Origin of the sequence: Haloarchaeobius pelagicus (assembly GCF_051207375.1) — an archaeon.
Lineage (GTDB): Archaea > Halobacteriota > Halobacteria > Halobacteriales > Natrialbaceae > Haloarchaeobius.
Map to the genome: position 1 here is coordinate 272368 of NZ_JBPJZD010000001.1, position 21951 is coordinate 294318.

General features: G+C 58.0%; 26 protein-coding genes. 14 read left to right on the top strand and 12 right to left on the bottom strand.

The features are described from left to right. Nucleotides 1-3 precede the first annotated feature (3 nt). The 4 genes from ACSC1S_RS01515 to ACSC1S_RS01530 all read left to right on the top strand — a co-directional run bounded on the left by ACSC1S_RS01515 (nucleotide 4) and on the right by ACSC1S_RS01530 (nucleotide 3920). Nucleotides 4-807 (top strand): ABC transporter ATP-binding protein, encoded by an 804-nt coding sequence (locus ACSC1S_RS01515; RefSeq protein WP_435317035.1) that lies wholly within the window; start codon nucleotides 4-6, stop codon nucleotides 805-807. Continuing rightward, the gene (locus tag ACSC1S_RS01520; RefSeq protein ID WP_435362859.1) at nucleotides 807-2180 is read left to right on the top strand and encodes a UbiD family decarboxylase; all 1374 of its coding nucleotides are present in this window, start codon (nucleotides 807-809) and stop codon (nucleotides 2178-2180) included. The genes ACSC1S_RS01515 and ACSC1S_RS01520 overlap by 1 nt, the downstream gene beginning before the upstream one ends. Before the next feature lie 193 nt (nucleotides 2181-2373). Further along, nucleotides 2374-3159 (top strand): ABC transporter permease, encoded by a 786-nt coding sequence (locus ACSC1S_RS01525; RefSeq protein ID WP_435362860.1) that lies wholly within the window; start codon nucleotides 2374-2376, stop codon nucleotides 3157-3159. Continuing rightward, complete coding sequence (locus tag ACSC1S_RS01530; RefSeq protein ID WP_435362861.1) at nucleotides 3159-3920, top strand: ABC transporter permease; 762 nt, start codon at nucleotides 3159-3161, stop codon at nucleotides 3918-3920. The genes ACSC1S_RS01525 and ACSC1S_RS01530 overlap by 1 nt, the downstream gene beginning before the upstream one ends. A 16-nt stretch (nucleotides 3921-3936) precedes the next feature. Here ACSC1S_RS01530 and ACSC1S_RS01535 read toward each other — a convergent pair whose 3' ends face one another. Beyond that, nucleotides 3937-4320, bottom strand: coding sequence for a VOC family protein (locus ACSC1S_RS01535; protein WP_435317039.1), 384 nt, complete (start codon nucleotides 4318-4320; stop codon nucleotides 3937-3939). Between the two features lie 142 nt (nucleotides 4321-4462). On the opposite strand from ACSC1S_RS01535, the gene ACSC1S_RS01540 reads away from it, so the two are divergent. Together ACSC1S_RS01540 and ACSC1S_RS01545 are read left to right on the top strand one after the other, a co-directional pair. Next, on the top strand, nucleotides 4463-5041 hold the full coding sequence (locus ACSC1S_RS01540; protein ID WP_435317040.1) for a UbiX family flavin prenyltransferase: 579 nt from the start codon (nucleotides 4463-4465) through the stop codon (nucleotides 5039-5041). Between the two features lie 47 nt (nucleotides 5042-5088). Then, on the top strand, nucleotides 5089-6003 hold the full coding sequence (locus ACSC1S_RS01545; protein WP_435362862.1) for a DUF120 domain-containing protein: 915 nt from the start codon (nucleotides 5089-5091) through the stop codon (nucleotides 6001-6003). A gap of 37 nt (nucleotides 6004-6040) precedes the next feature. On the opposite strand, the gene ACSC1S_RS01550 is transcribed toward ACSC1S_RS01545, so the two are convergent. Genes ACSC1S_RS01550 through ACSC1S_RS01560 form a run of 3 tightly spaced genes read right to left on the bottom strand, consistent with a single transcriptional unit; the run spans nucleotide 6041 to nucleotide 8674 of the window. After that, nucleotides 6041-7522, bottom strand: a complete 1482-nt coding sequence (locus tag ACSC1S_RS01550) for a sodium:solute symporter family protein (protein ID WP_435362863.1) — start codon at nucleotides 7520-7522, stop codon at nucleotides 6041-6043. Beyond that, nucleotides 7515-7823: a hypothetical protein gene (locus tag ACSC1S_RS01555; protein WP_435362864.1), complete on the bottom strand. Its 309-nt coding sequence runs from the start codon at nucleotides 7821-7823 to the stop codon at nucleotides 7515-7517. Before ACSC1S_RS01555 ends, ACSC1S_RS01550 begins: the two co-directional genes overlap by 8 nt. A 59-nt stretch (nucleotides 7824-7882) precedes the next feature. After that, entirely contained in the window at nucleotides 7883-8674 is a 792-nt protein-coding gene (locus ACSC1S_RS01560) for an enoyl-CoA hydratase/isomerase family protein (RefSeq protein ID WP_435362865.1), read from the bottom strand. Nucleotides 8675-8776: 102 nt separating this feature from the next. Here ACSC1S_RS01560 and ACSC1S_RS01565 point away from each other — a divergent pair, with 102 nt between their 5' ends. Continuing rightward, nucleotides 8777-10474 (top strand): (2,3-dihydroxybenzoyl)adenylate synthase, encoded by a 1698-nt coding sequence (locus ACSC1S_RS01565; protein WP_435362866.1) that lies wholly within the window; start codon nucleotides 8777-8779, stop codon nucleotides 10472-10474. 117 nt (nucleotides 10475-10591) lie between these two features. Here ACSC1S_RS01565 and ACSC1S_RS01570 read toward each other — a convergent pair whose 3' ends face one another. The 3 genes from ACSC1S_RS01570 to ACSC1S_RS01580 all read right to left on the bottom strand — a co-directional run bounded on the left by ACSC1S_RS01570 (nucleotide 10592) and on the right by ACSC1S_RS01580 (nucleotide 11781). Next, nucleotides 10592-10873 (bottom strand): 2Fe-2S iron-sulfur cluster-binding protein, encoded by a 282-nt coding sequence (locus ACSC1S_RS01570; RefSeq protein ID WP_435317046.1) that lies wholly within the window; start codon nucleotides 10871-10873, stop codon nucleotides 10592-10594. A gap of 2 nt (nucleotides 10874-10875) precedes the next feature. After that, nucleotides 10876-11358 (bottom strand): GNAT family N-acetyltransferase, encoded by a 483-nt coding sequence (locus ACSC1S_RS01575; protein WP_435362867.1) that lies wholly within the window; start codon nucleotides 11356-11358, stop codon nucleotides 10876-10878. Between the two features lie 93 nt (nucleotides 11359-11451). After that, complete coding sequence (locus ACSC1S_RS01580; RefSeq protein WP_435317048.1) at nucleotides 11452-11781, bottom strand: metal-sulfur cluster assembly factor; 330 nt, start codon at nucleotides 11779-11781, stop codon at nucleotides 11452-11454. Nucleotides 11782-11890: 109 nt separating this feature from the next. Here ACSC1S_RS01580 and ACSC1S_RS01585 point away from each other — a divergent pair, with 109 nt between their 5' ends. After that, nucleotides 11891-12673 carry an alpha/beta fold hydrolase gene (locus ACSC1S_RS01585; protein WP_435362868.1) on the top strand — a complete coding sequence of 261 codons (783 nt, stop codon included), beginning with the start codon at nucleotides 11891-11893 and terminating at the stop codon, nucleotides 12671-12673. 5 nt (nucleotides 12674-12678) lie between these two features. Here ACSC1S_RS01585 and ACSC1S_RS01590 read toward each other — a convergent pair whose 3' ends face one another. Next, nucleotides 12679-13092 (bottom strand): acyl-CoA thioesterase, encoded by a 414-nt coding sequence (locus ACSC1S_RS01590; RefSeq protein ID WP_435362869.1) that lies wholly within the window; start codon nucleotides 13090-13092, stop codon nucleotides 12679-12681. A 170-nt stretch (nucleotides 13093-13262) separates the two neighbouring features. Here ACSC1S_RS01590 and ACSC1S_RS01595 point away from each other — a divergent pair, with 170 nt between their 5' ends. Genes ACSC1S_RS01595 through ACSC1S_RS01610 form a run of 4 tightly spaced genes read left to right on the top strand, consistent with a single transcriptional unit; the run spans nucleotide 13263 to nucleotide 15431 of the window. Beyond that, complete coding sequence (locus ACSC1S_RS01595) at nucleotides 13263-14165, top strand: 1,2-phenylacetyl-CoA epoxidase subunit PaaC (protein ID WP_435362870.1); 903 nt, start codon at nucleotides 13263-13265, stop codon at nucleotides 14163-14165. Beyond that, a complete protein-coding gene (locus ACSC1S_RS01600) occupies nucleotides 14165-14428 on the top strand; it encodes a hypothetical protein (protein WP_435362871.1) in 264 nt (87 codons plus the stop codon). The genes ACSC1S_RS01595 and ACSC1S_RS01600 overlap by 1 nt, the downstream gene beginning before the upstream one ends. Then, the gene (locus ACSC1S_RS01605; protein WP_435362872.1) at nucleotides 14425-15249 is read left to right on the top strand and encodes a 1,2-phenylacetyl-CoA epoxidase subunit PaaC; all 825 of its coding nucleotides are present in this window, start codon (nucleotides 14425-14427) and stop codon (nucleotides 15247-15249) included. Before ACSC1S_RS01600 ends, ACSC1S_RS01605 begins: the two co-directional genes overlap by 4 nt. Further along, entirely contained in the window at nucleotides 15249-15431 is a 183-nt protein-coding gene (locus ACSC1S_RS01610; RefSeq protein WP_435362873.1) for a PaaD-like zinc ribbon domain-containing protein, read from the top strand. Before ACSC1S_RS01605 ends, ACSC1S_RS01610 begins: the two co-directional genes overlap by 1 nt. A gap of 123 nt (nucleotides 15432-15554) precedes the next feature. On the opposite strand, the gene ACSC1S_RS01615 is transcribed toward ACSC1S_RS01610, so the two are convergent. The 4 genes from ACSC1S_RS01615 to ACSC1S_RS01630 form a co-directional block, all read right to left on the bottom strand. Next, nucleotides 15555-16829 carry an MFS transporter gene (locus ACSC1S_RS01615; protein WP_435362874.1) on the bottom strand — a complete coding sequence of 425 codons (1275 nt, stop codon included), beginning with the start codon at nucleotides 16827-16829 and terminating at the stop codon, nucleotides 15555-15557. A 774-nt stretch (nucleotides 16830-17603) separates the two neighbouring features. Then, nucleotides 17604-17810: a hypothetical protein gene (locus ACSC1S_RS01620; protein ID WP_435362875.1), complete on the bottom strand. Its 207-nt coding sequence runs from the start codon at nucleotides 17808-17810 to the stop codon at nucleotides 17604-17606. Nucleotides 17811-17935: 125 nt separating this feature from the next. Further along, on the bottom strand, nucleotides 17936-18451 hold the full coding sequence (locus ACSC1S_RS01625) for a hypothetical protein (RefSeq protein ID WP_435362876.1): 516 nt from the start codon (nucleotides 18449-18451) through the stop codon (nucleotides 17936-17938). A gap of 654 nt (nucleotides 18452-19105) precedes the next feature. After that, the gene (locus ACSC1S_RS01630; RefSeq protein ID WP_435362877.1) at nucleotides 19106-20770 is read right to left on the bottom strand and encodes a hypothetical protein; all 1665 of its coding nucleotides are present in this window, start codon (nucleotides 20768-20770) and stop codon (nucleotides 19106-19108) included. Between the two features lie 82 nt (nucleotides 20771-20852). Between ACSC1S_RS01630 and ACSC1S_RS01635 the strand changes: the two genes are divergently transcribed. Continuing rightward, nucleotides 20853-21410, top strand: coding sequence for a DUF7342 family protein (locus ACSC1S_RS01635; RefSeq protein ID WP_435362878.1), 558 nt, complete (start codon nucleotides 20853-20855; stop codon nucleotides 21408-21410). Between the two features lie 35 nt (nucleotides 21411-21445). Further along, entirely contained in the window at nucleotides 21446-21907 is a 462-nt protein-coding gene (locus ACSC1S_RS01640; RefSeq protein WP_492766634.1) for a toxin-antitoxin system TumE family protein, read from the top strand. Nucleotides 21908-21951 lie beyond the last annotated feature (44 nt).

Sequence of the window (21951 nt, forward strand, 5' to 3'; positions counted from 1 at the left end):
ACGATGCCAAAAGACATCCAAGTCGACAAAATATCGAAGACGTACGGTGACGGCGACGGTGCGGTACACGTACTCGACGATATCAGCTTCACTATCCCGGAACGAGAGTTCGTCTGTGTCCTCGGCCCCTCGGGCTGTGGGAAGACGACCCTGATGAAGATGATGGACGGGCTGGTCGAGCCGTCGACCGGCGAGATACGAATCGGCGGGAACAAAGTGACGGAGCCGACGGACGACGCGGCGGTCGTGTTCCAGAACTTCGAGCTGTTCCCGTGGCGAACAACCCTCGACAATGTTGCGTTGGGCCTCGAAATCCGGGGGATGAAGGAGAAAGAGCGGTACGAGATCTCCCGTGAGTGGATCGGGAAGGTTGGCCTCGATGGCTTCGAAGGTAGCCTTCCTTCGGAACTGTCCGGCGGGATGCAACAACGCGTCGGCCTCGCACGAGCACTCGCGGTCGACCCGGAAGTCCTGCTGATGGACGAACCCTTCGGGGCACTCGACGCCCAGACCAAGGACCGGATGCAGACCCAGTTGCTCAAGCTCTGGGAGCGCGAGAAGAAGACGGTCGTCTTCGTTACTCACGACATCCGCGAGTCGATCTTCCTCGCGGACCGTGTGCTCGTGATGGGGGACAAACCGAGTTCGGTCGTCGCGGATATCGACATTCCGTTCGATCGACCTCGGTGGAAGCGACGGATCGAAGTCGAGAATCACGACCGCTTCGAAGACATCGAACGTGAACTCCGTGCGCATCTCGGCCTGACCGGGGAAGAGGAATCCGAAGAGACACTGGAGGCGACGTGATGAAAGATCTCCGTCGCTTCCTCGAGAGGCTCGATGGGTCCGAACTCGAGCGGGTCGAAAGAGAGGTTCACCCGGCCGACTTCGACGTGACCGGGCTGTTGCAGAACCTGGAGAACGAAGACCGGTTCCCGGCCGTCCTCTTCGAGAACCCGACCGACATGGAAGGACGGGAGACCGACATCAAGCTCATCAGCAACCTCTTCGCGGACCGTCGCCGAATCGCGAAGGCCCTCGACCTGTCCAGCGACCAGTGGCGTATGGAGACGAGCCTCGAATACGCCCGGCGTGAGGAGAACCGACTCGAGCCGGAAGTGGTCCCCCGGAAGCAAGCACCAGTGAGCGCGGCTGAGGTCCCCGACCTCACGTACCTGCCGGTCGTCAGGCACCATCGCCTCGACCCTGCACCGTACGTCAACATGACGCCGACGATGAAGGACCCCGAATCGGGCGTCTATAACGTCGCATTCCTCCGGAACATGGTCAAGGGGCCGAGGAAGATGGGCGTTCACATGTCCCCGAGGCATAACTACCGCATCTTCCAGACCAACAAGGAACGCGGCGAACCGACCCGGATGGCGGTGGTCTGTGGACACCATCCCAGTTACTACCTCGGATCGTTGACCCTCGCCGGCTTCGAGGTCGACGAGTACGACGTCATCGGGGGGATGCTGGGAGAACCGCTTCGACTCACGCCGTCAGAGACCTGGGGCGAAGAGTTCCTCGTCCCCGCCGACGCCGAGGTCGTCATCGAGGCCGAAATCCGGCCGGACGACCTGGAGGTCGAGGCACCGTTCGGGGAGTTCCCCGGGTACTACGGCCCCCAGCGGCTGAAGCCGGTGGTCGACGTTCATCACATCTCGCGTCGTGAGAACGCGATCTTCCAGCACGCGTTCGTCGGTCATCGCGACGTTGCGATTCTCGGGTCCGTTCCGAAAGAAGGCGGTATCTATCGTGATATCGCGGGCCGCGTCCCCAACGTCGAGCAGGTTCACCTGCCAGAATCCGGCTGTGGGCGCTTTCGCTGTTACGTGAGCGTCGACCAAGACACCGAGGGTGAAGCCAAACACGCCGCACTGCAAGCGATGGCGAGTTCAGACTTCATCAAGCAAGTCATCGTCACCGATGCCGATGTCGACGCGTTCGACGAGACCGAGGTCCTCTGGGCCGTTTCGACCCGAATGCGTGCGGACGAGGATATCGATATCATTCGGAACGTGAAGGGCAACACGCTGGACCCGAGCGTCAAGGGCGAGGTCGCCGGGTCGAAGATGATAATCGACGCGACGAAGCCGATGAACGAACAGTACCCGCCGCAACTGGATATTCCCAGGGACGCGCTTGAACGAATGCAACCGGAGGAGTTTATCGAGTAATCATGGTCAGAGTGTTCTGGGTTGAATGTCCGAACTGCACAGAAGCGTTCCACGCACACTACGGGGAACTTCGAAACAGTAACGTCAAACTTCTGTGTCCGACCTGTGGGAACAGGTTCCTGGACAGCGAAGCAGCGAGTATCACCGAGTAACAATGTCATATTCAGATTCTGTACAAAAACGATTCCGGTCGATGAGTCGACTTCCCGGGATGGCCTGGATCGTGGAACATCGGGGTATCGTAGTCAGACTGTTCGCAGTCCTGGTGGGCCTGGCCGCATGGGAACTCTATGCGCGAGGACAGCCGGTGTACCTCTTCCCTGGGCTCGAACTCATCGCGGAGGCAGCAGTCGAACAGTACGCCGAATACGAGCTCGTCGATGCGTACATCAAGAGCATGTCGACGATGTTCGTCGGCTACCTGCTCGCTGCGGTGCTTGGCGTCAGTATCGGCCTCCTGATGGGTCTCGACAAACGTATCGATGTCATGCTGAACCCGTACATCAACGCGGTGTACGTGGCCCCGGTGTCAGCGATGGTGCCGATATTCATCCTTATCGGCGGCCCCACGTTCGAAGTACGGCTCTTCATCGTGTTCCTGTTCGCCTTCTTCGAGATCACTATCGACACGTACGAAGGGGTGAAGACGACGCCCGACGGACTCCTGGAAGCAACGCGCTCGTTCGGAGCGAGCAAGTACTTCACCGTCAGACACGTCATCTTGCCGCACGACCTGCCGTACATCACGGCCGGGCTTCGTCTCGGTCTTGGGCGTGCAGTCCAGGGGATGATCTTGGCCGAGATCCTCGTCGAGTTCGTGAACCTCGGGAAGATCATCCGCACGTGGGCGAACCTGTTCCAGATCGCTGGCGTGCTCTCCGTCGTTGTGATTCTGATGGTGACGAGCATCGGGTTGACCCGACTGCTTCAGGTGGCTGAGTCACGGATGCTCGACTGGGAGCCGGAGGTGGATATCTGATGCTGGACATTGAGAAGCGATCCCATCAACTGGGCCTTCAGGTCGCCTTTGGCGCGTTCCTGCTCACCGTCTACATCATCATGGCACAGACCGTCATCGAACGGCTCCCGATGCCACAGCTAATCGTGGAGGCATTCATCATTCAGGTTCAGGACCAGGGCCTGCTGGAGGCGTTCTACGATGGACTGCAGGCGATACTGGTTGGTTTCTTGATTTCGGTCGTGGTTGGTATCCCACTCGGGCTGGCTATGGGTGTCAACCGGTTCGTTGAGGAGTTCGCTGACCCGTACGTTAACGGTCTCTATGTCGTGCCAATCGCAGCCCTGGTGCCAGCATTCATCATCTGGTTCGGGACCGGGTTCCGGGTCCGACTGGTCATCGTCTTCATCTTCGCAGTGTTCCCGATCATCATCAACACCTTCGAAGGTGCGAAGACCGCCCCGGACAACTTGCTCGAAGTCGCTGAATCGTTCAACGCGTCGAAGCGCTTCAAGATACAGAAAGTCATCATTCCCCACGAGGTGCCGTACATCCTCGCTGGCCTCCGCCTCGGCATCGGTCGTGCCGTCAAGGGACTCGTCGTGACGGAGATCATCGTGGCGGTCTCCGGTATCGGTGGCATCCTGAAAATCTGGAGTGCCTCCTACAAACTGGAAGGCGTCACCAGTATCGTACTGGCGCTCATGGTCCTCGGTATCGCGCTCCCGTGGATGCTGAAGCAGCTTCACAAGCGGGTCGTCTGGTGGGACGCCTCCCACTGAACGCCTGCTCACATTCTTACATCGGCTGTGATACTTCGAGGGTGTACCCATCTGGATCACGGACGAGGAAGAGCTTCCGTCCCCAGTCGACCTCCCGGGGCTTGATGAGGGGTTCCACCCCTGCTTCGACCGCATTTTCATAGATTGCCTCCACATCCTCGACCTCGAGAACGATGATGACACCGTCGCCCCGCGAGTTCCCCGGTGGAGCCAATCCAAAGGCGTCCAACGTCGCCTCGTCGAACTCGTTCTCGATCTTCAGGGTACACGCGCCCGTCTCGAACGCTGCGCTCCGGTCGCCGCGGTCGGTACACTCCAGGCCCAGTGCCTCCTCATAGAACGTCGTGGACCGTTCGACGTCGCTCGCCATCAGATACACTTGCTTCATTGTCGGAGCCATGGCTACTCTCGCGTGAGGATTGCAGATAAAGGATTGGGTCCCTCACTCCGGACGGGTCATCGCTGGAACGACACGGATTGCGTCACAGGGGCCGTATTCGCAGGGCCAAATCTATAAATCACTCCTTGAACAACGACTTCATGTGTCTAAACGAATCGTAATCGGGATGACTGGCGCAACCGGACAGATATATGGCATCCGAGCGCTTGAGATCCTCGAAGAATCCGACTACGAGGTCCATCTCATCCTCTCTAACGCTGCCAAGATCAACCTGGCACAGGAAGCACGAACGGACGTGAGCGATGTCATCGAACTCGCCGATTACGCCCACGACATCAAGAACATCGGTGCCAAGACAGCCAGTGGCTCGTTCAAGACGGAGGGGATGTTGATCGCGCCGTGTTCGATGAAGACCCTCTCGAACGTTGCACACGGGAACTCGGGGAACCTCATCACCCGGTCCGCCGACGTGATGTTGAAAGAGCGTCGGCCACTCGTCCTCATGCCCCGGGAGAAGCCGTTCAACAGGATTCACCTCGAGAACATGCTTTCGGTCACGGACGCCGGTGCCATCGTCTTCCCGCCGTTCCCATCGTTCTATCAGAAGCCCTGGGACCTCACCGAGATGATTACCCGAACGACTGCCCGAGCACTGTCACAGTTCGGTATCGATGTCGAAATCGACGAGTGGACCGGGTTAGAGTCCACCGAAGTGGAGTAATCGCGGATGAACGCAGACCAATCGTTCGTCTCCAGTGGGTGTGAGAGATGAACGGCCGGATAACCGATGGTGAAGGGAAGGCGAGTGGATTTATCGGCGCAATCAGTGAACTTCTGACCGAGCAGGTCGGTTTTCGTCCCTACCCCGGGACGCTCAACCTCGAGGGTGTCACGTCGCTGGCGGAGCTGCAAGCACAGCGCCATCCGCTCCCGGGTGACGACCACTGCGACGGACTTGTAAGTAGGCAGTGTCGGGTTGCTGGGATTCGCTCGGCGGTCATCCGCCCACTCGTCCCCGATTACCCAGCGGACAAGACGGAAGTTATCGCACCCGTGAACCTCCGGTCCGTCCTCGGCGTGGAGAGCGGTGGAGACGTGTCTCTCACGAGTGCGGACGTGTGCGCGAGCGAACCCGCACTCGTCAGTGAGGGAATCGAGCAGTTCGACGGCGTGGTTTTCGACCTCGATGGGACGCTCGTGGACCTGACTGTGGAATGGGAACAGGTTCATGCACGACTCGAAGCGCTCCTCGACCCGCATCTCGACGGGGCGCTCACCTCGTATTCCCGGCCCGAAGTGTTCGAACTGGCCCGCGAACATGGCCTGTACGGCCGATTGGACGACATCGTCACGGAGGCCGAAGTCGACGGCGCGACCTCGGCTGAACCGCTGTCGCCCCTGCGTCTCCTCGAAACGCTCGACTGCCCAGTCGGTCTCTGTACGGCGAACGCCGAACGAGCGGCCACCGTTGCACTCGAACGGTTCGACATGCGCGACGCAGTGGACGTCATCGTCGCTCGTGATACGACGGCCGAACACAAACCCGACCCAGCGACGCTCCAGACGTGTCTCGACGAGCTGGACGTCCCCGCCGGGAACGCGCTCTATGCTGGGAACGAAGCTGAAGATGAGAACTTGGCTGTCGCGGTCGGGACGTCTTACGCCCACGTCGAGCAGCTCTGACGGAACCGATAACAAAAAATCCGTCCTGGTAGAAGTGTTACCAGACGTCTTCGAACGTCTCTTCGTACTCCTGAACCCGTGCCTGTGGTGCCGGGTCGGTAACGAACGTCACGGCGACCATGACGAGAATCTGGAGGACAAGGAGTGGGATGAAGGGCAGGAATCCGAACGTCACTGAGGTCGGAGCAACGCCGAGTTCGAACGCCCAGAGACCGATGAACCCGACGAGAAGACCGGCGAAGACACTCTCTTTCGAGGAGTTCCGCCAGTAGAACGCTGCGACGAACGGGACGAACATGAGCGCGTATCCAGAGAACGCGAACGTCGCCGTGTCGACGATCGTTTCCGAAGTGATGAGTGCGCCCACGTACGCCAACCCGAAGATGGCGACGAGGAAGACGCGCGTCAGCCAGACTTCCTGATCCTGATCATCGACATCGAAGAACTGGCGGGCGACGTCCTCGGTGAAGAAGGTGCTGAGCGTGAGCACCTGTCCGTCCAGACTGGACATCAGCGCCGCAAGAATCCCAGCGAGTGCGAACCCGACGACCCAGACGGGAAGGTACTGGTCGACCATCGTCGGAAGGATGAAGTCGGGGTTGGCCAACTCCGGGACCTGTGCGATACCCCAGAACCCAATCATGACGGCCGGAACCCAGACGACGATGACCGCGACCGGATACAGGACGGACGTCTGCTTGAGAGTCTTCACGGATTTCGCGGTCATATATCGCAGGATGAGGTGGGGAAACATGAACGCGCCGAACGCCACGATGAGCCCCTGTGAGAACCAGATACGGTTCTGGAACGGCGGGATTCCGCCCCTGTTCAACAGCACACCGTCGTTGATCGCTGCGACGGCCCCGGTCGCCGTATTGAAGTCGCCGATTCGGCTGGGGATCCAGACGAACATCGCGAGAAGGAAAACGATGAAGACAGCGCCCTGGAAGGCGTTCGTCCACCCGGTCCCACGCATACCTCCCTGATACACGTAGAGGCCTACAACGACCAGGACGATGAAGGCACCGAGCCAGTACGGGATTAACCCGTCGGTCAACGCCTCGAAGACGATGCCACCACCCTGGACTCCGACGAGCAGGTACGGTATCGTCCAGATGGTGAACATCGCCATCATGACGATTCCGAGGTAGGACGCATCCCATCGGTGGTTGACGATCTGTGCTGGTGTGATGTGGTCGAACCGCTTCCCCACGAGCCAGATTCGGTAGCCAACCGTCATGAGGAACACCGGGAAGAGGAACGCGAACAGTGACACAAAGAAGCCGTATGCTCCCGCTCCTGCACTGTACGCGAGTCCTGGTGCGCCAACCATCACGACCGCGGTCATGTTCGTCGCGAAGAGCGCAGCGAGCAGGATTACCGTGTTAAACGACCGGTTGGCCATGAGGAAGTCCTCTCGGCTGGTGCCAGTAACCCGGGCAGCAGCCCCTCCGATGCCGAGAACGACTACCATGTAGACGAGGGTGATACCCAGGACGAGGTAATTCTGGTCAACCATCGGCGTTCACCTCCGGGGCATCTTGTTCGACTGCTGACTCTGACACCGCAGTCGATGATTCAGCCAACGCACTGGCTGGTGGTTCAGGCGCGAGTCGGTACATGGCGTACAGGATTACGGCACCGATGAGGTTGAACAGTATGTCGTACCCAAGCTGCATCGGAAGCCAGTCGAAAAGCAAGACCTGTGAGTCGAGTAAGCCTAGTAGTTCGCTCTGATGTAACGGTATCATGAGAACCACAGCCGCGAGTACGACACCGCGGCTCGAGCTACTCGGCCACCAAAAGCTATCTTTGAGCATCTCCACTTCCCCCTTCAATGGAATGGGTATTAACCTTGGGGGGTGCTACCTATACCCTATTATTCCCCGGTGAACTCGGGATGCCGTTTCTCGCGGAACGCCGCGATTCCCTCTGCGTGGTCCTTGCTGCCGCCGAGGATAGTGTTCGCCCGGGCTTCGTTTTCGAGCGCCTCTTCGAAGGTCGCGTTGACTCCCTCGTGGAGCAGCTGCTTCGAGAGGCCCAGTGCTGCCGTGGGACCATTGCGAAGCTGGCCGACGAGTTCGTCGACCTTTTCGTCGAGTTTGTCCGCTGGGACGGCATAGTTGACCAACCCTAGTTCCTCGGCTTCTGTCGCGTCGACTGGGCGGCCAGTCATGACCAGCTCCTTGGCTTTCGCGAGGCTCGTGTTGTGCGGCAGAAGGTACGACCCGCCACAGTCGATGGCCAGCCCGACGTTTTTGAACCCCTCGATGAGTCTCGCCTCCTCGGCGGCGACTATCATGTCACAGGCCAGGACGAGATTCGCACCGGCCCCGATAGCGTCTCCCTGCATTCGGCAGACGACCGGCTTCTGAACGTCAACGAGGGCCTGGATCGGGCGGTGGATACCGTCGGTGATGTACCTGCGGCGTTCTACAGGGGTGGTGTCCTCGTCGAGCAATGCGCCGAGTTTCTTCACGTCGCCACCGCCGCAGAACAGATCCCCGGTCGCTCGAAGGACGATGACCCGGACCTCGTCGTCTGCCCCCGCTGCTTCGACGTGCTCGACGAGTGATTCGATGACACTCGCGTTCATCGCGTTCCGAGCATCAGGCCGGTCGAGCGTGATCTCGGCGACACAATCGGTTACGGAATAGGTTGCGTCCGACATGCGTCACCAATCGGCGGGGCCCCCAATTAAACTAGCGGGCGTGGCGGTGTGTCACGAATTGGCGTAGATTTATTATGATGTAGTGGATTGAGCCAACATAGCATGCCGGATTTCACGTCCTCAACAGCAGACATAGACGGTTACGTGCCGTTTCCCGACGAGCGTTGTGAGCAGTACCTTGCGGACGGATACTGGCAGAATCTGACGTTCCACGATGTCCTCGACAGGGTCGCAGACCAGCAGCCGGACCGGACCGCCGTCATCGGCCCACTTCGGGAACTCACCTATGGTGAGCTACAGACGCGAACGAAGCACCTCGCGCGCCGGCTCGTCGACGATCTCGGCCTCGAAGAGGGTGACATGGTGGTCTTCCAGCTGCCGAACTGTAGCGAGTTCATCGAGGCGTTCTTTGCTTGCTCTCGCGTTGGCGTCGTCCCCGTGATGCTGCTCCCACGGCACCGCCAGGCCGAGGCGACCCACGTGACGAACCTTACCGACGCCAAAGCCATTTTGACGGCCGGCGACCGGTACCAGATGGGATTTGACCACATCGGACTCATCGAGGACATAGAAGACGACTGTGAAACGCTCGAACACAAGGTTGCCATCAGTGACGCCGACGTCCCGGAGGGGTGGGTCTCGTTCGATTCACTGTGTGAGCCGAGCGATTCGGAAGTGCTCGACTCGTTCGAAGTCAACCCGTGCAATCCGGGCGTGATGTTACTATCGGGTGGGACGACAGGAATGCCCAAGGGCATCCCCCGTACACACAACGACTACGTCTTTCAGTGGGAGTACATGGCCGAAGTCTCCGAGGTCGAAGACGATTGGGTCGCGTTCCCCAGCGTGCCTATCGGGCACAACGCTTCGCTGAACTGTATCGTTGGGGCCTCGTTCTGGGCGGGGGCGACAGTCGCCGTCGAACCGAATCTCAAACCCGAATCGCTGATGGCGCTCATCGATACGGTTGGAGGGAACTACACGCTCCCGATTCCGACCCAGCTGATAGACATCCTAGAACACCCCAACCTGGAGGAGTACGACCTCTCGTCGCTAGAAGTCGTCGTCAGTGGGGGGCAGAAGGTGCGACCCAAGGCAGTGTACGAGTTCGTCGAGCGGTGGGGTGTCGGCTTCGAGAATATCTTCGGGATGGCAGAAGGACCACTCATCTGCACGCGACCGGATGATGATATCGACGTGCAGGCACACACTGTCGGGCGTCCCATCGCACCTGACGCCGACGAGGTGCGAATCGTCGACGAGCGTCGTGAATCGGACGCCCCGGCGGGCGAGGCGGGTGAACTCTGTGTGCGTGGCCCGGGCTTTTTCACCGGGTACTTCCGACACGAGGAAGAGAACGCGGAGAACTTCGACGACCAAGGGTGGTTCTACACCGAAGACGTGCTCAAGCTGAACGAAGAGGGGAACTACGAGGTGTTCGGCCGCATGAAGGACACCATCATTCGCGGTGGTGAGAACATCTATGCGCCCGGGATAGAGGACGTCATCATCGAGCACGAGAGCGTCCAGAACGTCGCCGTCATCGGGATGCCGGACGAACGCCTCGGAGAACGACCGTGTGCGTTCGTCGAACTCGAACCGGGTATCGACGAGTTCACGCTGGAAGAACTCTCCTCCTTCCTCGAAGACCAGGGAATCGCCGTGTTCAAACACCCAGAGCGTCTCGAGGTCGTTCGCGAGATCCCCCGGACGGAGGTCGGTAAGATAGCGAAAATTTCACTCGAAGAGCAGATTACACAGACGTTACAAGACGAGGGGAAACTCCCAGCAGACTACTGAATTCGCGCCATCGAAATCGGTCGTGTCGAACTGGGTCCGATACACGGCCGGAGAACAGTGAGAGAACAGCCGAAAGTACGGCGGGTGATACACACCCTTAGGGTGTGTAGAAATTCGCTAGGGCGTGTCGTCGGAGTAGACTTGCAGGTCGGACAGGGGTTTGGCGACGCAGGTCAGGATGTACCCCTCCGCTTTCTCAGATTCGGTCAACATCATCGCGTCCTCTTGTTCGACCTCACCTTCTACACGTGCCGCACAGATACCGCAGTGGCCCATGCGACATTGGTACTGGAGGTCGAGGCCATGCTTCTCGGCGATGTCGAGGATACTGTCGTCAGTGTTCTCGCTCATCTTGAACGTAACGTCCTCCTCTATGAAATGGACGGTGTGCTCCGTCATCTTTAGAGGGCTCCCTCGAAGGTGTGCTCGATCTGTTTCAGGCCGTAGTCCTCGTACACGTCTTCGAGGTATCCATTCGCGGCGAGGATGTTCACGCGGTAGAAAGAGAGGTTCTTCTCGTGTTTGAACCAATCTTCTGCCCTGTCGAGTAACTCACCCTCGACCCCCTGGTTCTGGTAGTCTTTCCGGACGTGGTGCCCGAAGATCATCCCGTGTTGTTCGAGTTGGAAGATCGGATGTGCCCCCATGACCCGGACTTCGATGACGCCGAGGAGGTCATCGACCTCTTCTGATTCCGCCACGAACACGGCCGCCTTCGAGGTCCCGATCATCCGGTTCAGGAAGTAATCCAGCCACTGTTCGCCGGCGTCCTCCTTGTGCTGGTATCTGTCGTCGATTGCAGAGAGCTGGTCGGAATACTGGTACCAAAGGGAGAGGATGTCGTCCGCGTCGTCTTCTTCAGCGTATCTCGTTTGGAATTTCATACCCATCCTTCGCAAGGGGGTAACTAATCAGTTGCGGGAGTCGAAATCAAAGTACAAGCGGAATGCCGTTCTGCTTCCCTGCGGTGCCACCGACTACACTGCGATACCAAGACACCGAAGCTGTTGTTTACCCTTGTCCGTCATCTTGTCCTTCGTCCACACCGGGTCCCAGACGATCTCGACATCCGCAGAGTCGACCCCATCGAGTTCGAGCAGTCGTTCGCGAACCTCGCCCGTAATCAGTCCCGCTGCAGGGCACCCCATCGCGGTGAGCGTCATGTCGACATCTGCGTGTCCGCCCTCGATATCGATCTGGTAAATAAGTCCGAGGTCCACGACACTGATCGGCAGTTCAGGGTCAGTGACATCTTCGAGAGCTTCGTGGCACTGCTCGACGAGAGACACGTCTTCGGTTGCGGCCATGATACCGTGTAACCGCGTCACAATATTATAGCTTCGGGTCAGTCTGGTCGAGGGACAGCACACCTGTTCCCCCGGTATCCTTTTGGTACGGGATTGCATGGGTCAGCGTATGCAAACCGAAGTCAACGGTGTCGAACTCGCGTACGAAGTCGAGGGACGGGGCCGGCCGGTCGTCCTCGTGCATGGCCTCGGAAGTACACTGAACACGTGGGAGGGTGTCGTCCAGTCGCTCACGAACTCGTACGAAGTGTATCGCTTCGACCTCCGTGGCAGCGGCCGAAGTGACGTCCCCGACGGGCCGTATTCTCTCGAAACGTGGGTCGCCGACCTCCACGCGTTCTTGGACGACCAGGACCTCGACGCGGTCCATCTCGTCGGCCATTCGCTGGGGAGTCTCATCTCGATGCAGTTCGCAGCCCAGCATCCGGACCGCGTTCGAACGTTGTCGCTGGCTGCTGCTGGGCCCGGCATGCCCGAGGAGAAGCAATCAGAGCTGCAAACGGTCGTCGATGAAATCGAGCGCGACGGGATGACAGCCCATGCAGAAACGGAGACGCAGGAGTCGCTCTCGGAACACACCAAACAAACGCGGCCGGAACTCGTCGGTCTCTACCGGGAGATGATCCTCGAAAACGACCCGAAAGGGTACACCGAATCTATGCTCGGGTTGATGGAGGCGAACCTCATGCCCGTCGTCGACGACATCGTGGCACCTACCCTGCTACTAGCAGCGGAGAACGACACCGTCACCCCGCCCGTCGCATCGTTCATCCTCAGCAACAAAATACCCAGTGCCGAGGTCAGCGTCATTCAGGACGCGGGCCATATGGCGCAGCTCGAAGCGCCGAAAGCGGTCTCGACCGAGCTGCACAGATTCATCGCGAACAATTGAGCCGCTTACTCCCACTGGTACGATTCTAGTTCGGCCCGGAACTCGGACGGAATCTCCAGGGTCTGTCCGCTTGCTTCGGTCGACAGACAGACACGGGTTGTGTCGATCTGGAACGCCTCGTAGTCGTTCGAGACGTTGGTGGCCCGCGCATGCACGTCGAAAGACTTCGTCCCCAGCGACTGGACGCCGACGCGGACGGTGATGTCGTCGCCGAGTTCGATCGGCCCCGTGAAATCCCCCTCGGCATGTGCGATGGGGAAGAGGACGCCAAGTTCTTCGGCGAGTTCGGAAATCGGATACCCCATCGCCTCGAACCACTCCTCCTCGGCGACGTGGACGTAGTTGAAGAGACGGCCGAAGAAGACGCGACCGGCGTAATCGATATCATCGAACCTAGCTGTAATCGTGTGCTCGAACATCGTCTGGACCTCGAGAGCCGACGAAAAGAATCTTCCGCCGGGTGCGACTCGCCAACTCGGCTGTCTCGAAGACGGTACTCTCCGTTTCTCACCCCGGTCGGAACAGGTCCGACAACGCAGTCTTCAGCGAGGCAAGTATTAAGACGGTGTAACAATGAGTAGCATATGATATGGGCGTTGTAGAACGTCAGTTAGAGGAGTTGAAAGAGGAGTGTAGCGCGGATGACGAAGAAGTCATCAGGAAAGTCGGGCGTGGTGAGACGATAGAGACCCTCGAAGAGATGAGTCCGGGGTACCTCCACACGCTGGTCGAGTTTATGCTCACCCAACACGACACCGAGATCATGAGTGCGTGTGCATACCACCCTGCGGCGACGCAGAAAGCGCCGAATCTGAACGCGAAGATCTCTGGCAGTGCCGTCGTGCAGGACGAGATTGGCCACGCGAACCTGGGCTACCGCGTCCTTTCCGACCTCGGCTTCGACAAAGAGGAGCTGATGTACGAACGCGAACCCAGAGAGTGGCGCAACATGCGCGCCTTCGATTACGAGTTCGAAAACTTCGCCGAATTCGCCTGTGGCGTGGGCTTTTACGACCGTGCAGGAACGATACAGATTGGCGACATCGAACAGAACTGTTCGTTCGGACCGTGGCGGCGGTACGAACGGAAAGTCGTCGCGGAGGAGGGCTTCCACAAGCGACTCGGCGATATGTGGTTCAAGCGGCTTGGCAACGGCACCGAAGCCCAGCAGGAGACCCTTCAGGCTGCGGTCGACAAGATGTTCCCGAAGGCCATCGCGTTCCTCGGTCACCCTGAAAAGGAGGGGAAGGCGATCAAGCGAATCCGCGAGTATAATCTACGGAAGGGGTCGAACTACGAACACCGGCAGGAGTGGCTGCGGCAGGTCGTCGAGACGTTCGAGCCCCTCGAAGTTGACGTTCCTGCCCGCTACGACGAGGACGAAGAGGAGTACGTTGTCGACCTCGAGATGGATTGGGCTGGTGTCTACGCGGAGTGGAAGGAGGCACCGGGGCCGGTCGACCACGTCGAAACTGTGCGGGGGATCGCCTGATGAAGAAGCGAACCTACGAAGTGTTCGGTCGAATCAGGGCCGGCGAACCGCTCCAGTCTGTGGGTGCCGTCGATGCTCCGAACGATTCGTTCGCGACGCGATACGCCGAGATGTTCTACGACGAGGAAGACTGGGACGTGCTCTTCGCCGTCGACCGTCGGAATATGTTGAAGGTGAAAGGCGACACCGGCCACGAGTACGAGGACACCGGAAACGTCGATAAAGGGACCTCTGTCACTGCGGTGGCAGGTGAGAAGCGATGAGCACGGAACTCGACCTCTCCGAGGAGGCCCACGTCGACGCGTACGACCTCGCTGTCGTGCTCGCGGACACGAAGTTCATCACCGCCCATCGCTACTCCGAGTGGGCCATGCTCGGGGCACCCGATATCGAGGAGGACATCGCACTCTCGTCGATCATCCAGGACGAGCTGGGACACGCGAGAGCGGGCTACAAAGCTGCTGAGAAGGTCGGGAATGCCTTGCCCAGCGATATGTCCCCCTCGACCACGGTGGACGACCTTCTGTACGAACGCGGCCCGGAAGCGTGGCGAAGCCCTGAAGTGCTCGACCATCGGTTCGACGGCTGGGCCGACGTCATCGCGTCGCTCGCAATTCTGGACTACGCAACCATCCTGCTGTACGAAAGCGTCAGGGACGGTTCTTTCGGCCCACTCCAGAGTATGGCTGGGAAGGTGCTGCAGGAAGAATCACAGCACGCCCAGCACGGGCAGGCCTGGTTCTCGGTCTACGCCGACGAATCACAGGACGAGTTCGACCCTGCCGACCTGCAGACGAGTATCGACAAGTTCGTCCCCGGTGTGGCCACTTGGCTCGGCACGGGCGGTTCGGACTCGACACTCGTCGACGCTGGCGTGCTCGCACAGAGCAATGACAGCCTCCGTGAGGAATTCCTCGAGGACATCGAGGACGTCGTCACGGCCAATGGCTTCGAGATGCCGGCGGTCTCGCCCGACTGGTCAGCGTGGGACGAGTCCACCCGACGGACCGAGCCACCATCGGAGCGCTTCGATGACACAGTTGAAGCCGCGACCGGCCGTGAACACAAGTACCTCGCTGAATAATGTCGGACAATACTCCCCGAGACGCGCGTGTCACGAACGAACAGACGGACGGGGTCGAATGTCCGTACTGTGAGAACGAGAACACGGTCCTCGAAAGCCCGTTCGGAAGTACGATGATAAAGTCACAGTATCACTGTGAAGACTGTGGGAACGTCTTCGAACACATCAAGTGGGAAGTCTAGCACCGCACAGTTACCGTGGCGACTGATGAGTCGGGACCGCCGGCTCGATAGTCGATTCTGTGGGCTCGCTCTCGACGATCTGATTTCTTGACCCTGGTCGGCATCCGGTGACGGTCTCGACAGTCACGAGTCGCTGAACCAGTGTAACCAGACGGCACAGGCGAGTGAGAGCAGGCCGCTCAGCGTGGCGATTCCGAATGCGATCCGATACCCCGGGAGCGTGTAGATGCGGCTCCCTGCGAGGGTTTCGCCGGTCCAGAAGGCGTCGAGTGCGACCCCCATGAGCCCCGGCAGGACCGCTGCCCCGAGAAACCCCAGACCATTGACCATGCCCATTGCGGTCCCGCTCTTCGCGCCGGAGTGGCGCTCTTTGATGACCGTATAGGAGAGTAAGAACCCGCCATGCAGGAACATCGTTGCGAAGAACGCGAGCGCGATGAACGCGAGCGGTGGAGTCACGAGAAGGGCAATGGCCCCATAGAGCGAACAGTAGAGTGCGCCCGTGACCACTGTAATCGACGTCCGTCGACCGAGACGGTCTGAGATCCATCCCACGCCGGGGGAGCCGAACAACAGGCCAGCGTTCCCAACCAGGGTGAATAGCGAGGCCGTCTTTACGGAGAGCCCATAGGCATGGACGAGATACGGAACTCCCCACAGTCCCATCACCGTGTAATTCGTCCCAACTGCGAAGAACATCATCGCCCCCAGAATCCATGTTTCCTGCTCTACCAGCACCGACCTCGCATTGGTCAGGACCTGTCCGAACGTCAGCGATGGCTGTTCAACGGAGCCCTCAACTGGCTCGAATCCGGCATCGCTGGGTGAGTCCCTGACCACGAGGAAGACACCAATCGTCGCGACGAGCCCAGCTGCGGCAACGAAGATGAAGGCCATACGCCACCCGAACCGGGAGACTACTATCGCCAGTGGGGTCGTCGCGAGCAACCCCCCGACGGCGGAGGCGGACAGTGTGAACCCCGTTATCGTGGCAAACTGATCCCCACGAAACCAGTTCGCACAGTACCGGAGAATCGCGATGTAGATGACGCTCCCACCGAACCCGAGACAGGCTCGGCTAAGAAAGCCCATGGTGTAGGTTTCGCTCATCGCGAATCCGAAGGCACCGCTGCCCATCACGATAGAACCCCAGATGGTCACTCGCCGGGTGCCTAGACGGTCTACGAGGAGTCCAGCGACCAGCTGGAGTGGTGCGTAGATGTAGAAGAACGATGAATGGAGGACACCGAGTTCCGCTCCGGTTGTATCGAACGCACGCATTATCGAGTCGGCTAGCACTCCTGTCGAGATGCGATGGAAATTGACGAAGATGAACAGCACGGCGAGGACCCCCCAGCCGAGAATCCGTCGAGCGTTGTAATTCAGGCTGACCGCCATACGGGGCCATTTTCCGGTGAGGAAATAAGGGTACGGGTCGAAGCGGGAGTGTCTGGATGGGTTCCCGTAGGGTGGTCTGTGCCCCTGTGATACAATCAATAGACAGTAGTCGGTTAGTACTTCATATGGAGCGCACCACGCTATCGAACGAGGGAGTTAATAAACTAGATTTTATTTACACCATAACGAACCATGCCCGAGAGTATGAGTATTTGAGGTTTAAGCAGGTATTCGACTAAGAAATTGTGGAAAGATCATGAACGAAGAGATTCTTTGTTGTTTACAAAGATAGAAATTAAATATTGGCGAAACTCATTAAGAGTTTCTTTTTCATTTCACCGGTTATCGCTTCGCGATTCTCACCAGCGCGTTCAGGTTAGAGTATCCATGGCTGGGAATCCGAGTAAGGTCTCGTGAGAAGGGATCTCGAAGCAGGGTGCCGACGTTCTACGAATAGACTCGCGAGAACACCGGGTACAGCCCGTCAGAAGTCGGTGGCTCGGAGAAAGTCCTCGTCACAAGGGGCTCGGAGGGGGCAAGACGATTTCTGCTAATCGATTCGGGGACGAGTATGGCCGGATTTATCTAAAACGCGGTGTCGGTGCCCGCAGTCGTATCGCCAGTGTCGCTCGACGCAGGCCCAGAAGGAGAATAGGGCTCCGGCGTAGGCTCGTGATACTCGTGGCCAGTTTCGGTCGGGGACAGTTCGGTCACTGTACTGGCCGAGTGTGGTCTGTGCGATATCGACATCGGTGGGTTCGGGAGCGACGTTGTTCAGGACACCAGCCGGCCCGTCGGAACTCTCGCCCATCCCGACCCTGCAAGGACTCCGCCACCACTACCGCCACCGCCACCGCCACCAGTGAGACCAGTTTTCTGGCCGAGCTTGCCAAGTCCCTTCGAGACGCCCTGTTTGGCTTTTCCCATGGCGGCACCGGCCATGCCGCCGAGGGTGCCGTTGAGCATCTCGAAGATGTACATGATGGGGAGGATGTTGGTGGCAGCGATAGCGAAGGCGGGAATGAACAGCTGGATGACGGGGTTGGGAGCGGTTGCGAAGGCGGCGTCGGTGCCTGCTGTCGTGGTGGTCCCGCCAGCTCAGGAGGTTAACTAGACAGTGCCTTAATTTGAGATAGGTAGTTCTCAAGCTCTTCCAATTCGTCGCTGTGGGATATCTCGGGATCAATCTCTACTACTGTATGTACAAATTCTTCAACTACACTTATGACAGCAGTCGCCCATTCTGTCTTCGGAACTCGAATATTGGTATCTATTTCGAGTCTCTCATCTGGATTTTTAACTCCGCTCCAGCGAGTGGAACGTGCGATAATGACTTCGTCTTGGTTTTTCGGTTCGATAACTAACCAAGTTGGCCCATATTCAAACTCAATAACATGCTCTTGACCTTTAATTATCTTCTCTACTGATTCTAAGAAGCCAAGAGTTACACAATATGCTAATCCAGTGACTCCATTTTCCTCGTCACCATATATATATTCATTTCCAACTCGAATAGAGATCTCAATCCACTCATCTATTGATTTACTCTCTCGAACCCGGTCGAGATATCCCTTTGAGTCAAAAAGGAACCGAATCTCAGTACTTGGAATTTCATCGGGCATGAACGTTTGTTCAATCGCAGATAGTACACTCAAACATATAATAACCTACTATCCCTGATTCACACACCGAAGTGATTAAACCATACTGATAGAATTTGTTGGCTCTGGTTAATCCATAGGATGCATCAACTTCGGCCGTTAGAACTAGTGAAGTCAAGTGGAGAATTATCGATGTCGATGCCGAAGATTCCCCTCTTCACATGAGGGTTGTTACAGCAAACGTCCAGTCACACGAGAACTTCAGAACGTGCTTGTCTGGTACTACTTCGTACTCGGTAACTCGCATTTAGAGACATGGTAGAGCGATTTTTCACCGACTTCGAACACGAATCGACGATGTCTCAACAGGCTTGTCGTGCAAGTCGCCCGTCGTGGTCTGCTCGTCTCCAAGTACTCCATCGAGACGATCCATACAACGACTGCGTCGGGGAACGACGAACCAACAGACAATGAGTACTACTAGGGCTGTACGGTCGACTCGAAGATCACGATCGCGTCGGAGTTCATACAAGCCAAACAAGCGGATCAGGAAGCGGCGACCGTGTCACCCGGGACGCGCTCGCCGTCGAAGAACCCACGTGGGTGCTTTGAGATCGCGCCTACGATAGAAATCAAGCGCCGAATGGCGATTTAACAGAGTCCAAGTGTTTTCTTTTACGCACTTATCCATCCCACCCCCGGGACATACTTCCAGACACTTTTGCCGCTTAGTGGGTGAGATGTTTTTACAGCTCCTTCTGCTGTTACAATGACTCTCATATCATCAATCCCACTATTAGGGAATCCATTATCAGTGGGTTCGAAATAGTATTTAACCTTACCCTTTGGGTTTGTGGTCTCACCGTCCTTTATGGCCTTATATATTAGGTCCTTTACATCCTCATCGGTGAGCGTGGAGGGAATCTCTTTCCCACGTATCGTACCTCCAGTGGGAAACATCGTCGTTCCACCCTGTTCATCCAAATTATATGAACCAACTATGTGACTTTCCTTGATATGTACCCATCCCTTTTCGAGATCTCCGTTACCTAACCATGTCGTTCTCCCATCTCGCTTCACCACCATTCGAACTTCTAGAATATTAGTCTTCTCAGATAGGTCAACGATATCAGAAGCCTCTAGGTCTGAATCAACGTGACGATACAGGATTCCACCATTGGATGGGTCACCGATACCTCCAGTATCCGCATCTCGGTTCTCGAATAGCCTACTCATCCGCTCGGTCGACTCAATATCTTCACTGAGTAGCCGACGTACGTTTGCAGAATCGTCTAGTTCATTGACGAACCGAACAATCTGGTCCGGGTTCTCACTCTTTGCTAATCTCGTTGCAAGGTCTCCCAGTTCAGCCTCGTCTAAATCACCACTCTCCAGATGCCTCGAATTGATCTCGTCTAGCTTTTTGAGTTCGTTAACGTCGAGGCCTCTGTCTTGATCGTAGGCTGCTGCTATGGCATCTTCGACGGGGTCATCGAGTTTTGTTATCTGGTCAAATTCGTCGTCTGTGAGGTCGTTGGACAGCTTCATTGCCCCCCGTGCGACAGAGACCTCGTCAGTGCAATCACCAGGTCCGAGCTGGTTGGAAACACCAGACCCTTTATACAGAATCGAAGGGGTAGGGAGACTACAACTGAGCCGTGAGGCAGCATCGATTTCGTCTCTGCTCATCTCGGCCATCTCGTCATCGATGTCCTTGTTATCAGACCGCCGTAACAGTCGAGTGACCTGCTCTCTGGCAGTCTCAGAGACTCGGTTCAGCTTCCCGAGACCGACGGTCTGGGCCCTCTGTGTAACACGCCATTGGCCTCCGACGGTCCGAACAGACCCTAACATATCGTGCAGAGCCTCAGCGTCAACGCCGGTCCGTGAGGAGACGCCACTCGCTAACCGATAGCCGGTCTTCGCTGCAGGCCCGGTGACGTACTTCACTTTCGCGCCGGCCTTTGCCTTCTGAGCCTTCCGGTAGTAACTCAGCGCCTTCGCGACCTTCGGCTCCGAGGCGGCCTTCTGGACTGTCTTCAGCTTCTTGAACTTCGTCGCCGCACCACTCCCACCGGCAGCAGACAGCGCGACTTCGAACGTGGCGACACCCGCGTAGTAGCCCTTCTCGAACGCTTTGTAGTTCGATTCGTGTTTGACCTGCTGAGCCTGCGGGTCGTAGTACGGATTCGTCACCCGCATCTCCTGCTGGTACTGCTGGACCATCGCCCCGGGCAATTTCTCGGCGTTCTCGACGAGTGCGACGTACTGTTTGTAGTCCGCCGCCTGCTCGACGTACCCGACCGGATCCATCATCGCTTTCCGGATGGTCTCACCCATCCCACCGGCGCTCTTCGAGATTGAGGATATATATTTGCTCACCCAAAGAATATTATGAGCAGCCTCCGTACTCAGAGACACGATGGCAGACCGTGATTCCCCAGATGACGCTCCCGAGGATGTCGGGTCATTCGCCGAGTCGTGGGGCAAGAGCGTCGCGGACCGCTCGACGAAAGAGCGTGTCTACGAGGTCGTCACTGGACTCACGGAGCCGACCCCGGTGTCTGAAATTGCAGAGCTTGCCGATTGCTCTCCAGGTGGGGCACGGACGAACCTGCAGTGGCTCGATGAGATGGGAGTCGTCGAACAGACCGCCAGCGACCCGGCACTGTACAGGCGCAACGAGGCGTACTTCGACTTCCTCAGAATCGAACGCCTCACGAGAGAGTACAGCCGGACCGAACTCGAAGCGCTCGTCGAGGAGTATGAAACGCGCGTCGACGAACTCGAAACCGAACTCGATGCGACCGAGGTCGATGGTAGCATCCTTGCCGATGTCCCATTCGACGAGCTCGAAGACCGGTACGACCAGTTGAGCGAACTCCAGGCACTCCGCCGCCGGATCCGCGATGCGAGACAGGCACTGCTCCGTCTCAAACGCGACGAAGACGGGAGCGGTGACGTCTTCCAGCCCGCATAGCGATGGGGCGGCCTGACGACCTCAACGAAGAGCGGATGCGAGTAGTCGCTGCTCGACTTGGACAGCAACCATTCGTCGACCAAGTGGACGTCTTTCCACGAGAGAAGCCCGACCGTGTCGTCGCCTTCTTGCACGCAAGCCAGTACCCCGATCCGGTTTCGACCGTTCGTCTCGAGTTGCGGCTCAGACTCTCTGGTGAGTTCAACCTCCAGTACATCGAAGCGTGGAACGGACAGCGGTGGGAGTGCCGCTGGGACCGACACGAGAACCCGCACAACGACACCGACCACTTTCATCCACCACCAGACATTGCAGCGACGACCGCTGTCGACGCCAGCTTCCCACGAGATTTGAACGGGGTGATTCAGAACGCGCTGGCGTTCATCGACGACCGACGGGCGGCGCTCTGGGATACTGTTGAGGACCCTGTCTACCCTGGCGAGTACGAATACGACTGGGAGTACGGGCCAGAAATTCGAGCGTCAGACCAGTCCTGACTTGCTGACCGCTCTCGCCAGCTAAGCCATTTTTTGCCCCCTGA